Annotated in this window: 9 protein-coding genes; 5 read left to right on the top strand and 4 right to left on the bottom strand. The window is 63.3% G+C overall.

The window, feature by feature from the left end; translation table 11 throughout:
- Positions 1–57 precede the first annotated feature (57 nt).
- On the bottom strand, positions 58–3,837 hold the full coding sequence (gene metH, locus ACFPQ5_RS07630; RefSeq protein ID WP_379753046.1) for a methionine synthase: 3,780 nt from the start codon (positions 3,835–3,837) through the stop codon (positions 58–60).
- A 250-nt stretch (positions 3,838–4,087) separates the two neighbouring features.
- On the opposite strand from metH, the gene ACFPQ5_RS07625 reads away from it, so the two are divergent.
- Complete coding sequence (locus ACFPQ5_RS07625) at positions 4,088–4,318, top strand: BrnA antitoxin family protein (protein WP_465263126.1); 231 nt, start codon at positions 4,088–4,090, stop codon at positions 4,316–4,318.
- Between the two features lie 98 nt (positions 4,319–4,416).
- On the opposite strand, the gene fmt is transcribed toward ACFPQ5_RS07625, so the two are convergent.
- Entirely contained in the window at positions 4,417–5,364 is a 948-nt protein-coding gene (gene fmt, locus ACFPQ5_RS07620) for a methionyl-tRNA formyltransferase (RefSeq protein ID WP_379753042.1), read from the bottom strand.
- A 10-nt stretch (positions 5,365–5,374) separates the two neighbouring features.
- Positions 5,375–5,917 (bottom strand): peptide deformylase, encoded by a 543-nt coding sequence (gene def, locus ACFPQ5_RS07615; protein ID WP_379753039.1) that lies wholly within the window; start codon positions 5,915–5,917, stop codon positions 5,375–5,377.
- Between the two features lie 282 nt (positions 5,918–6,199).
- Here def and ACFPQ5_RS07610 point away from each other — a divergent pair, with 282 nt between their 5' ends.
- From ACFPQ5_RS07610 to ACFPQ5_RS07600, 3 genes are all read left to right on the top strand, one after another.
- The gene (locus ACFPQ5_RS07610; protein WP_379753036.1) at positions 6,200–7,297 is read left to right on the top strand and encodes a LysM peptidoglycan-binding domain-containing protein; all 1,098 of its coding nucleotides are present in this window, start codon (positions 6,200–6,202) and stop codon (positions 7,295–7,297) included.
- Positions 7,298–7,304: 7 nt separating this feature from the next.
- Positions 7,305–8,435: a DNA-processing protein DprA gene (gene dprA / locus ACFPQ5_RS07605; protein ID WP_379753033.1), complete on the top strand. Its 1,131-nt coding sequence runs from the start codon at positions 7,305–7,307 to the stop codon at positions 8,433–8,435.
- A 161-nt stretch (positions 8,436–8,596) separates the two neighbouring features.
- Complete coding sequence (locus ACFPQ5_RS07600; protein ID WP_136223162.1) at positions 8,597–9,061, top strand: Smg family protein; 465 nt, start codon at positions 8,597–8,599, stop codon at positions 9,059–9,061.
- 148 nt (positions 9,062–9,209) lie between these two features.
- Here the strand turns inward: ACFPQ5_RS07600 and ACFPQ5_RS07595 are convergent, their stop codons facing one another.
- Positions 9,210–9,662: a hypothetical protein gene (locus ACFPQ5_RS07595; RefSeq protein WP_379753030.1), complete on the bottom strand. Its 453-nt coding sequence runs from the start codon at positions 9,660–9,662 to the stop codon at positions 9,210–9,212.
- 364 nt (positions 9,663–10,026) lie between these two features.
- Between ACFPQ5_RS07595 and ACFPQ5_RS07590 the strand changes: the two genes are divergently transcribed.
- Positions 10,027–12,678 (top strand): DNA topoisomerase III, encoded by a 2,652-nt coding sequence (locus ACFPQ5_RS07590; protein WP_379753027.1) that lies wholly within the window; start codon positions 10,027–10,029, stop codon positions 12,676–12,678.
- The last annotated feature ends 60 nt before the right edge of the window (positions 12,679–12,738 follow it).

The following is a 12,738-nucleotide window of genomic DNA, read 5'->3' as shown; positions in this document are numbered from 1 at the left end:
ATGCGCGTGTTAGTCGCGTAGGGTGGGCGCCCCGTGCCCACCGTTCGCATGCACGTGTTACGACAGGTTCGGCGCCAGGTGACGCTCCACCTCGGCCTTGTCCATCCCGCGGCGCTCGGCCATATCAGTAACCTGGTCGTCACCGATCTTCCCGACCACGAAGTACTTCGACTCCGGGTGCGCGAAATAGAAGCCCGACACCGCGGCGCCCGGATACATCGCGTACGACTCGGTCAGCTGCATGCCGATCTCCTCGGCCTGCAGGGTCTCGAACAGCTCCTTCTTGACCGTGTGCTCCGGGCAGGCCGGGTAGCCCGGCGCCGGGCGGATGCCGGCGTACTGCTCGGCGATCAGGTCCGCATTGCTCAGGTCCTCGTTGGCCGCATAGCCCCACAGGTCGGTACGCACGCGCTCGTGCAGGTACTCGGCAAAGGCTTCGGCCAGGCGGTCGGCCAGGGCCTTCAGCATGATCGACGAATAGTCGTCGTGCGCAGCTTCGAAACGCTGCTCGTATTTCTCGATGCCCAGACCGGCGGTGACCGCGAACATGCCGATGTAATCCGCCACGCCCGACTCCTTCGGCGCGATGAAATCGGCCAGGCACTGGTTCGGACGCTGCACGCCGTCGACGACAGGCTTGACGCCCTGCTGGCGCAGGCCGTGCCAGGTGAAGGCGACTTTTTCGCGCGATTCGTCCGTGTAGATCTCGATGTCGTCGTCGCGCACGCTGTTCGCCGGCAGCAGCGCGATCGCGCCGTTGGCGGTGAGCCAGCGGCCTTCGATGATCTTCTTCAGCATCGCCTGGCCCTCTTCGAAGACCTTCGACGCCGCCTCGCCGACGACCTCGTCGGTCAGGATGGCAGGGAAGGGACCGGCCAGGTCCCAGGTCTGGAAGAACGGGCCCCAGTCGATGTAGCGCGCCAGCGTGGAGAGCTCGACATTCTTGAATACGCGGCGGCCGATGAACTTCGGTTTTACAGGCGCGAAGTCCAGCTCCGCCTTGTTGGCGCGCGCGTCCGCCAGCGACAGCGTCGGCAGCGCTTTCTTGTTGGCGTGCTGCTCGCGGATGCGTTCGTAATCGAGCTTGATCTCGGCCATGTACTGGGCGCGCGATTCTTCCGTCAGCAGCGACTGGCCGACCGAAACCGAGCGCGAGGCGTCCGGCACGTAGACCACCGGGCCGTCGTAGTGCGGCGCGATTTTCACGGCCGTGTGGGCGCGGCTGGTAGTGGCGCCGCCGATCAGCAGCGGGATCTGGCGCTCGCGGAACCACGGGTCGCGCTGCATCTCGCGCGCGACGTGGGCCATCTCTTCGAGAGACGGCGTGATCAGGCCGGATAGACCCACGATGTCCGCGTTCTCTTCCTTGGCTTTCGCCAGGATGTCGGAGCAGGGCACCATCACGCCCATGTTCACGATCTCGAAGTTATTACACTGCAGGACCACCGAGACGATGTTCTTGCCGATGTCGTGCACGTCGCCTTTCACGGTGGCGACCACGATCTTGCCCTTCGGCTTGGCGACGATGCCGGTGCGTTCTTCTTCGCGCGCCTTTTCCTCTTCGATGAAGGGGATCAGGTGGGCCACGGCCTGCTTCATCACGCGCGCCGATTTCACGACCTGCGGCAGGAACATCTTGCCCTGTCCGAACAGGTCGCCGACGATGTTCATGCCGTCCATCAGCGGGCCTTCGATCACGTGGATCGGGCGGCCGTTCGCGCTAGCGACGGCCTGGCGCGCTTCCTCGGTATCCTCGACGATCCACTGCGTGATGCCGTGCACCAGCGCGTGCGCCAGGCGCTTCTCGACCGGGCCGTTGCGCCATTCCAGGTTCTGTTCCTGCTTGCCGCCGCCCGCTTTTAAACTGCCGGCGAATTCGATCATGCGTTCGGTCGCGTCCTCGCGGCGGTTCAGCACCACGTCTTCGACGCGCTCGCGCAGTTCGGCGGGCAGGTCGTCATACACGCCGACCATGCCGGCGTTGACGATACCCATGGTCATGCCGGCCTGGATCGCGTGGTACAGGAACACGGTGTGGATGGCTTCGCGCGCCGGGTCGTTGCCGCGGAAGGAGAACGAGACGTTGGAGACGCCGCCCGAGACCTTCGCATGCGGCAGGTTCTGGCGGATCCAGCGCGTGGCGTTAATAAAATCGACGGCGTAGTTGTTGTGCTCTTCGATGCCGGTCGCGATCGCAAAGATGTTCGGGTCGAAGATGATGTCTTCCGGCGGGAAGCCAACCTGCTCGGTCAGCACCTTGTAGGCGCGCTCGCAGATTTCGATCTTGCGTTCGAAGGTATCGGCCTGGCCCTGCTCGTCGAAAGCCATGACGATGACCGCGGCGCCGTAGCGGCGGCACAGGCCGGCCTGGCGAATGAACTCCGCTTCGCCTTCCTTCATCGAGATCGAGTTGACGATGGCTTTACCTTGCACGCACTTCAGGCCCGCTTCGATGACCGACCACTTCGAGGAGTCGATCATGATCGGCACGCGCGAGATGTCCGGCTCGGACGCGATCAGGTTCAGGAAGCGCGTCATGGCCGCCTGCGAGTCCAGCATCGCCTCGTCCATGTTGATGTCGATGACCTGGGCGCCGTTCTCCACCTGCTGGCGCGCCACCGACAGCGCCTCGTCGAACTGCTCGTTCAGGATCATGCGCGCAAAGGCTTTCGAACCGGTGACGTTGGTGCGCTCGCCGACGTTCACGAACAGCGAGGATTCGTCGACCGTGAACGGCTCCAGGCCCGACAGGCGCAGCGCCGTCGGGATCTCCGGCACGGCGCGCGGCTTGGCGGTCGAGAGCAATTCGGAGATGGCCGCGATGTGCTCGGGCGTGGTGCCGCAGCAGCCGCCGGCGATGTTCACGAAACCGGCGTCGGCGAATTCGCGCAGCAGGGCCGAGGTATCGGCCGGCAGTTCGTCGAAGCCGGTGTCGCTCATCGGGTTGGGCAGGCCGGCGTTCGGGTAGATGCAGACAAAGGTATCGGCGATCTGCGACAGCTCCTCGGCGTACGGGCGCATCAGCGCCGCACCCAGCGCGCAGTTCAGGCCGATGGTCAGCGGCTTGGCATGACGCACCGAATTCCAGAAGGCAGGCACGGTCTGGCCCGACAGGATGCGGCCCGAAGCGTCGGTCACGGTACCCGAGATCATGATCGGTTTGCGGACCTGCTCCGGATGCTCGTCGAAGTACAGGTCGATCGCGAACAGGGCCGCCTTGCAGTTCAGGGTATCGAAGATCGTTTCGACCAGCAGCACGTCGACGCCGCCGTCGACCAGGCCGCGCACCTGCTCGTGGTAGCTCGCGACGAGCTGGTCGAAGGTGATGTTGCGCGCCGCCGGGTCATTGACGTCGGGCGAGATCGAAGCCGTCTTCGGGGTCGGACCGAGGGCGCCGGCGACGAAGCGCGGTTTGTCGGCGCTCGTGTACTTGTCGCAGGCGGCGCGCGCCAGTTTTGCCGCTTCCACGTTCATCTCATAGGCCAGGTGGCCCATGTGGTAGTCGTCCTGGGCGACGCTGGTGGCCCCGAAGGTATTCGTTTCGATCAGGTCGGCGCCGGCCGCGAGGTAGCGCTCGTGGATTTCCTGGATCACCTGCGGCTGGGTCAGCGTCAGCAGTTCGTTATTGCCTTTGACGAAGAGTTCGCGCGTGCCGCTGTCTTGCGGCGCGGCGAAGTCGGCGAAGCGGCCGTTCGGCCCGCCGCGGTAGGCGGCTTCGTCGAGCTTGTACTGCTGGATGATCGTGCCCATGGCGCCATCCAGGATCATGATGCGGCGCGACAGGATCGCGCGCAGCTGGGTTTCGATCGGGGAGGGGGACGTTTTCGGGGCAGTCATCGTTCACTTTCGAGAGGCGTGCAAGAGTACCTGCACGGGAAGGGCGGTCTGAAATTATACGTCAATGCCGAGTCTTCCCGCCGGCGCCGGGCCAGTCGGCGCAGATTGTATCGTTATGTGTTTATGCATCCGCTTGTTACACGACGTTACAAAACCCGCCTGTTTTGTAATTTCATGGATACATACAGGGACGACAATATAAATATGCGCCGTGAAGACCCACGGCACGTATTAACACGGGATGGATAGCATGAACAAAGAGTATGAACCCGATTGGGACCAGCCTTCGCTGCAGAGCCACATGCCAGCAGTAGAGCCAAAAGCAGCGCCAAGCGGCGCCAAGCAGATCGTGACGATCCGCCTCGACGTCGACATGCTGGACTGGTTCAAGGCAGCCGGTCCAGGTTACCAGACTCGCATCAACCAGGTCTTGCGTGAGCACATGGATGCCCAGCGCGCCCTGGAAGTCGACGGTAACTAAAAAGCGTCACAGCTTGCAGCGCGCCCAAATGGGCGCGTTTTTATTTGTGGGTGCTTGATCGAGGCGGGCTGGTGGGCACGGGGCGCCCACCCTACGATTTACTCGAAGCGCAGGCCCTGCAGCGGAAAACTCTTCAGGAATTCCCCTGCCGCAAGTCGCTTGCCGCCTGGCTTTTGCAGCTGCAGCACACGCAGCGCACCAGTGCCGCAGGCGACCACGATGCCTTGCGCATCCGCCGCCAGCACCTGCCCTGGCTGGCCGCTACCTTCGGCCAACTCCGCGTTCCAGATCTTGATGGCGGTTCCGTTCACCGTGCCTTGCGCTCCGGGGAAAGGGTTAAACGCGCGCACCCTGCGCCACAGCTCGAGCGCGGGAAGGCTGAAATCGAGCTTCGCCTCGTCCTTGCTGATCTTGGCCGCATAAGTCACGCCTTCTTCCGGCTGCGGCGTGGCCGGCAATTCGCCTCGTTCCAAGCGATGCAGAGCCTCGACGATCATCGACGCGCCCAGCGCGGCCAGCTTGTCGTGCAGGCTGCCGGTGGTGTCGGCGTCCTCGATGGCGATGCGCTCGATCAGCATCATCGGTCCGGTATCCAGGCCTTCTTCCATGCCCATGATGGTCACGCCAGTCTCGGCATCGCCGCTTTCGATCGCGCGGTGGATCGGCGCGGCGCCGCGCCAGCGCGGCAGCAGCGAGCCGTGGATGTTAATGCAGGGCGCGATGTCGAGCGTGCTGCGCGGCAGGATCAGGCCGTAGGCGGCCACCACCATCACGTCGTAGTCGAGGGAAACCAGGCGCTCATGGGCCGCCTGTGCTTCGGCGGCGCGCTGCGGATCCTTGGCGTCCATGCGCAGCGACAGCGGCTGCAGCACCTCGATGCCATGTTCCAGTGCGACCTGTTTGACGGCGGACGCCTGCAATTGCATGCCGCGCCCGGCCGGGCGGTCGGGCTGGGTCAGCACGAGGGGGATCGTGAAACCGGCGTCGATCAGGGCGCGCAGGGCGCAGGCGGCAAACTCCGGCGTACCGGCGAAGACGACTTTCATGCGCGCCGCCTTAGTAGCGGCGGCCGGCGGCTTTCAGGGCCGCTTCGCGTTCCATGCCGCGCTCTTCCTTCTGCAGCTTGGCCTTGATGCGGTTGCGCTTCAAGGGCGACAGGTATTCGACGAACACCTTGCCCATCAGGTGATCCATCTCGTGCTGGATGCAGACGGCCAGCAAGCCGTCGCACTCGATCTCGAAGAACTCGCCTCTTGCATCCTGGGCGCGCACTTTTACACGTGCGGGACGTTCGACGCCGTCGTAGATGCCCGGTACCGACAGGCAGCCTTCGTCGTAGACCTGCTTTTCTTCGCTGGCCCAGGTGATTTCCGGATTGACGAACACGATCAGGTTGTCGTGCGTCTCGGTCACGTCGATCACGACCACGCGCTCGTGCACGTCGACCTGGGTCGCGGCCAGGCCGACGCCCGGGGCGTCGTACATGGTCTCGGCCATGTCGGCCACCAGCTTGGCCAGGCGCTCGCCGAATTCGGTAACGGGCGCGGCAATCTTGTGCAGGCGTGGATCGGGATAGCGCAGGATCTTCAGGAGGGCCATATCAGCGTGTTCAGTAATAGTAGTTTTATAAGGGGGATGGTTAGACAGACGGCAGATCGGGGTGCAGGGGCAGGAATGCAACACATGGCCAGGGGAGCAGGACACGGTTTGTCTTGCTAGTTCAAGGATTTGTGTGCAGAATTTGATTCAGTTGGGCAACTCTTTTAGATCCGCCAGTGCGGTTTGGGAGTGCGAGCCTTCTGTCTCTTGCGCCGTGGCTGGCCGAGCGATTGGCACAGCCAGCAATTCCGTTGTCAATGCCGCATTTTACGGACGTCTTCAATGAAAAATTTTAGCACAGTCGTGACCCGCGCTGCTTGCGCGGCGCTCGTCGCGTGTGCCTTCGCCGGCCCTGTCCAGGCTGCCGAATGCAGCTTCAAACCGAATGTGCCGGACCAGCACCGCGTCGTCAAGGGCGATACCCTGTGGGATATTTCGGGCGCCTTTCTCGAGCATCCCTGGTGCTGGCCCCAGGTTTGGGGCATGAACCGTGAAGAAATCCGCAATCCGCACTGGATTTATCCCGGCCAGATCGTCTACTTCGACCGGGCGCGCGGCCGCCTCTCGCTGAACAAGCCGGGCAGCGGCGACGACGGCAGCGATGCGCCCCTGCTGCGCCTGTCGCCCCAGGTGCGCAGCGAAGGCCTGGAGCGCGGCGCGATCGACGCGATTCCCGCCGGCGCGATCGAACCCTACCTGACCCAGCCGCTCGTGATCGAACAGGATGCGCTGGCCAGCGCGCCGCGCATCGCCGCCTCGCAGGAAGGCCACCTGTATCTGGGCACGGGCGACCGCGTCTACGTGCGCGGCGGTTTGCAGGGCGCGACCGAATTCCAGGTGTTCCGTCCCGGCACCGCCTTGAAGGATCCGCAGACCGGCGCCGTGCTGGCGTACGAGGCCGCCTATGTCGGCACCGTAAAACTGGTCAAGGCGGCCGGGCCCGGCGTCGACGTGCACACCATGACGGTCTCGAGCTCGGTCAGCGAGATGGGCGTCGGCGACCGCCTGATCCCGACGCCGCCGCCGGCCGTGCGCAACTATGTGCCGCATGCGCCGCAAGCCAATATCGATGCGCGCGTGATGTCGATTTATTCGGGCGTCACCTACGCCGGGCAGAGCCAGGTCGTCACTGTCAACCGTGGTTCGATTGACGGACTCGATGTCGGCTCGGTTTTGCAGCTCTATCATTTCGGGAAGACGGTCGCCGATCCGGAAGGGAATAAAGGATTCTTCGGATTGAAGCGGGCCACGATGAAGCTTCCCGATGAACAATATGGCAGCCTGTTCATCTTCCGAGTGTTCGGGCGCGTGTCCTACGGCCTGATCATGCAAGTGACGGCGCCGGTGGAAGTCGGCGACGTGGCGAAATCACCGGAGTAAATCCACCGTGCAGGACACGGACCCCACCCCCGCCAGCCGCATTGCATCCCTCACCGACTGGCTGCGCCTGGAAAGCGCACGCGGGGTGGGGCTGCGCACTGCGCACCAGCTGCTCGCGGCCTTCGGTTCGCCGCGGGCCATCTTTCAGGCCGGCCACGATGCCTTGGCCGCCCACCTCGGTCCCGCGCTGGCGCGCGCACTGCACGCACCGCCTTCCCAGGCAACGCGCACGCTGATCGACACCACGCTCGCCTGGCTCGCGTCGCCTTCGCATCATGTGCTGGCATTGGGCGACGTCGCCTATCCGCAAGCGCTTGCCAATATTCCCGATCCGCCGCTGCTGCTCTATATAAGAGGGCGCATCGACCTGCTCGCGCGTCCGGCGCTGGCGATCGTCGGCAGCCGCAATGCCACCGTGCAGGGCAAGGCGAATGCAAGCGCCTTTGCCGGTGCGCTGTCCGATGCGGGTGTGTGCGTGGTGTCCGGCCTGGCGTTGGGGATCGATGCCGCGGCGCATGAAGGCGCACTGCGCGGCACAGGCTCCACGATTGCCGTGGTCGGCACCGGCGCCGACCTGTTCTATCCGGCACGCAATCGCGCACTCGCCGAACGCATCGCCAACGAAGGCTGCATCGTCAGCGAGTATGCGCTCGGCACGCCTCCCACCAGCGGCAACTTCCCGCGCCGCAATCGCATCATCAGCGGCTTGTCGAGCGGCGTGCTCGTGATCGAAGCCGCCGCGCAATCGGGTTCGCTCATTACCGCGCGCGTGGCCGCCGAACAGGGCAGAGAGGTGTTCGCCTTGCCGGGCTCGATCCATGCGCCGCTGGCCAAGGGTTGTCATCAACTGATACGCGATGGTGCGCGTCTCGTAGAAACCGTCAAGGAAGTGCTGGAGGCGATGCAGGTGTCGCCGCTCGCATCGGTGCCGGCAACGTCATCGACAAATGCTTTACCTACCGAATCCGCGTGTACTGAGTTGCTCGCCCAACTCGGACACGAGCCGCTCGACGTCGACGAGTTATTGGAACGACTCGATACGAACATCAGCCAATTAAGCATGGGTTTATTGGCGCTTGAAATGGCCGGCATGATCGAACGGCTTCCCGGCGGAAAAGTGCAGAGAATACATATTTAATGCGTCGCGAATAGGATATTAAAAAGACGCATGTTTTCGATAATTACTCACAAGCCTATATGAACCGATAAGGCCGAAAAACGACGAAATTTCTTCCCGGACTGCGCACGCACGCAGCAAGCTTGTACCAGTACGAGCTTAGCTGCTACAGTAGCGTCACTATGTTCGACATCCTGGTCTATCTCTACGAGACGTACTATCGTCCCGAAGCCTGCCCCGAGCCGGCGGCACTGGCACGCAAACTCTCCGCCGTCGGTTTCGACGACTTCGAGATTTGCGAAGCCATCGATTGGCTTACGGGTCTTACTGAAATGGCGGGCGAAGAGCTGGCCGACGTGGTCGCCTCCACCGGCACGCGTTACTACGTGGACGAGGAATACAACGAGCTCGGCAGCGCCGCGATCGGTTTCATCCAGTTCCTCGAAAGCGCCAAGCTGCTCACGCCGCTGCAGCGCGAAATCGTCATCGAGCGCGCGCTCGCGGTGGACGAATCGCCTGTCACCCTGAGCAAGCTGAAGATCATCGTGCTGATGATGATGTGGAGCCAGAACAAGGAACCGGACGCGCTGATCTTCGACGATCTGTTCGGCTCCGACGACGAACAGATTCCACGCCAGCTGCATTAAGTATCAACACAGATTCAGAAAAAACTGCCGCATATGCGGCAGTTTTCATTTGCACACTTGCTGTGAAACTATTGCCCCACGGCGTCAGCGCACTTCGGAACTGAGACACTGCGTTCCACTTCGCTACGTCGAGAATGGTCCGGACAGGTCAGCGCTTCTTGTCCGTGCCTGCCAGCCCCGCACCGTAATCCGAGCCCGGCTGCTCAGGATTGCCGCGTCCGCCCGAGCCGGCGCCGGCCGACTGCTGCGATCCCGCCCCCAGGTTCGATTCCTGCGAGCCGGCATGCTGGCGCTGCTCAAGGCCGCCGGCGCCGGACTGCATCGACGTGCCGAGGCGGTCGGCTTCCGCCTGCGCCTGCATGCGCTGCGCCTGCTGGCGTGCGCTGCGTCCGCCGCTCTGCGAACCCGGCCCGCCGCGCGAACCGGCATCGGTCGCCTGCATCTTGCCGGCCTGCGTGCCGAGCCCCACATCCGACTGGCGGTTGCCCGCGCCGGAGCCGGGCGATTTGCCCTGCTGGCTTTCCGGCGCCACCGGCACCATCTTTTCGCGCCGGACGCTGCGGCCGTGCTCGTTCACCATGCCCTTGTGTTTGTCGCTCATGGTCGATCCTCCTGAAACGGCGCGTGGGCGCCAACAGAGCCGATCATGCGCGCCGACCCGGTCCGCTTGTATCGGAATCCCGATGGCGAGGATGTAGGAAAGCGCCCACCGTCACTGAGCAATCATGCGATATGCATGCTTGTAATGCTCGCGTTGCGGACGCGCCACGAGCGTGCGTTGAATGGCGCGCCGCACAAGGAAGGTGCAGAGCCTACTTGCGAACAGCGTGATAACGCGCTTATCATTGGCCGCTCATTTAAGACTGTTACTACTAAGACATTAGATCGTGTCGCGTTGCTGACCGTTTCGCTAAAGCATGTATGATGCGCAGGCCAAACATATATATAAGTAAGACGAGAACCCTATGACCAAAACCCTCATCATCGCCGAGAAGCCATCTGTCGCGAACGACATCGCGAAGACGCTGGGCGGCTTCACCAAGCACGATGAGTATTTCGAAAACGACGAATACATCCTGTCGTCCGCCGTCGGCCACCTGCTGGAAATCGCGGTGCCCGAGGAATACGACGTCAAGCGCGGCAAATGGAGCTTTACCCACCTGCCGATGATTCCGCCTTACTTCGCGCTCAATCCGATCGCCAAGACCGAGTCGCGCCTGAAGGTGCTGAATAAGCTGATCAAGCGCAAGGACGTCACCACCCTCATCAACGCATGTGACGCGGGCCGCGAAGGGGAACTGATCTTCCGCCTGATCGCGCAGAACGCGAAGGCCAAGCAGCCCGTCAAGCGCCTGTGGCTGCAATCGATGACGCCGACCGCGATCCGCGAAGGTTTCAAGCAGCTGCGCAGCGACGAAGAGATGCTGCCGCTGGCCGACGCCGCGCGCTGCCGCTCGGAAGCGGACTGGCTGATCGGCATCAACGGCACCCGCGCCATGACCGCCTTCAACTCGAAGGAGGGCGGGTTCTACCTGACGACCGTGGGCCGCGTGCAGACGCCGACCCTGTCGATCGTGGTCGAGCGCGAAGAAAAGATCAAAAAATTCGTTCCGCGCGACTACTGGGAAGTGCGCGCCGAATTCGTCTGCGCCGCCGGCGTCTACGAAGGGCGCTGGCTCGACCAGAACTTCAAGAAGGACGAGAACGACCCCGAGAAGCGCGCCGAGCGCCTGTGGAGCAAGACGGCTGCCGACTCGATCGCCGCCGCCTGCCGCGGCAAGCAGGGCGTCGTCACCGAGGAATCGAAGCCGACCACCTCGATGGCGCCGGCCCTGTTCGACCTGACGTCCTTGCAGCGCGAGGCCAACGGCCGCTTCGGCTTCTCGGCCAAGAACACCCTCGGCCTGGCCCAGGCCTTGTACGAAAAGCACAAGGTCCTGACCTACCCGCGTACCGATTCGCGCCACCTGCCGGAGGATTACATTGCCACCGTCAAGTCGACGATGGAGTCGCTGGCCGAGAACCACAACTACCACCAGTTCGCCAAGCAGATCAGCAAGAACGGCTGGGTCAAGCCGAATAAACGCATCTTCGACAATACCAAGATCTCGGACCACTTCGCGATCATCCCGACCGGTGTCGCGCCAAAGAACCTGACCGAGCCGGAACAAAAGCTGTACGACCTGGTCACGCGCCGCTTCATGGCCGTGTTCTTCCCGCCGGCCGAGTTCCTGGTCACGACCCGCTTCACCGAAGTCTCGGGCCACCAGTTCAAGACCGAAGGTAAAGTCATGACCAACCCCGGTTGGCTGGCCATCTACGGCAAGGACACCACGGGCGACGACAAGGACGGCGCCACGCTGGTGCCGGTGGCGAAGGGCGAGAAGGTCCTGACCGACAAGATCACAGCGAATGGCCTGGTCACCAAGCCGCCTGCACGCTACAGCGAAGCGACGCTGCTGTCGGCGATGGAAGGCGCGGGTAAACTGGTCGACTCGGACGAGCTGCGCGACGCCATGGCCGGCAAGGGCCTGGGCACGCCGGCGACGCGCGCGGCCATCATCGAGGGCCTGCTGACCGAGAAATACCTGATCCGCGAGGGACGCGAGCTGATCCCCACCGCCAAGGCATCGCAGCTGATGACGCTGCTGCGCGGCCTGGGCGTGAACGAACTCACGGCGCCGGAACTGACCGGCGAATGGGAATACAAGCTGTCGCAGATGGAGAAGGGCAAGATTTCGCGCGAAGAGTTCATGCGCGAGATTGCGCAAATGACGCAGATCATCGTAAAGCGCGCCAAGGAATACGACAACGACACGATTCCGGGCGAGTACGCGACCCTCAACACCCCGTGCCCGAACTGCGCCGGCGTGGTCAAGGAAAACTACCGCCGTTTCGCCTGCACCAAGTGCGACTTCTCGATGAGCAAGACGCCGGGCAGCCGCCAGTTCGAAATCAATGAGGTCGAAGAGCTGCTGGAAAAACGCACCATCGGTCCGCTGCAGGGTTTCCGCTCGAAGATGGGGCGTCCATTTGCCGCCATCCTGCGCATCGTGCGCGACGAGGAGATCGGCAACTTCAAGCTCGAATTCGACTTCGGCCAGGACCAGGCCGAGGGCGAAGAGGGCGAAGGCGTCGACTTCACCGGCCAGACCGCGCTGGGACCGTGCCCGAAATGCTTCGGCGGCGTCTACGAGATGGGCCTGGCATACGTGTGCGAGAAGAGCGTGGCGAAGCCGAAGACCTGCGATTTCCGCAGCGGCCGCATCATCCTGCAGCAGGAGATCCTGCCCGAGCAGATGGCCAAGCTCCTCAACGAAGGCAAGACCGACCTGCTGCCGGGCTTCGTTTCGCAGCGCACGCGCCGTCCGTTCAAGGCCTTCCTGACGCGCGCCAAGGACGGCAAGATCAGCTTCGAGTTCGAGGAGCGCAAGGCCAAGCCGGCAGCAAAAGGCAAGGCCGCGGCGAACGATGCCGAGGGCGGCGAGGGCGGGGGCGCAGCCGCAGGCGTGGCTGCGAAGACGGCGAAGAAGCCGGCTGCCAAAGCCGCCGCCAAGCCGGCCGCGAAAAAAGCCGCTGCCAAGCCCGCCGCCAAGCGCGCCGCAGCCAAGAAGTAAGCCCTGACGAGGGCATAAAAAAACCGCAGCCCTCGGGTTGCGGTTTTTTTTCGTCTTTAT

Origin of the sequence: Massilia suwonensis, assembly GCF_042655665.1 — a bacterium.
GTDB lineage: Bacteria > Pseudomonadota > Gammaproteobacteria > Burkholderiales > Burkholderiaceae_D > Telluria > Telluria suwonensis.
The sequence above is the reverse complement of the archived record's forward strand: the minus strand, read 5'-3'. Positions and strand labels throughout refer to the sequence as shown.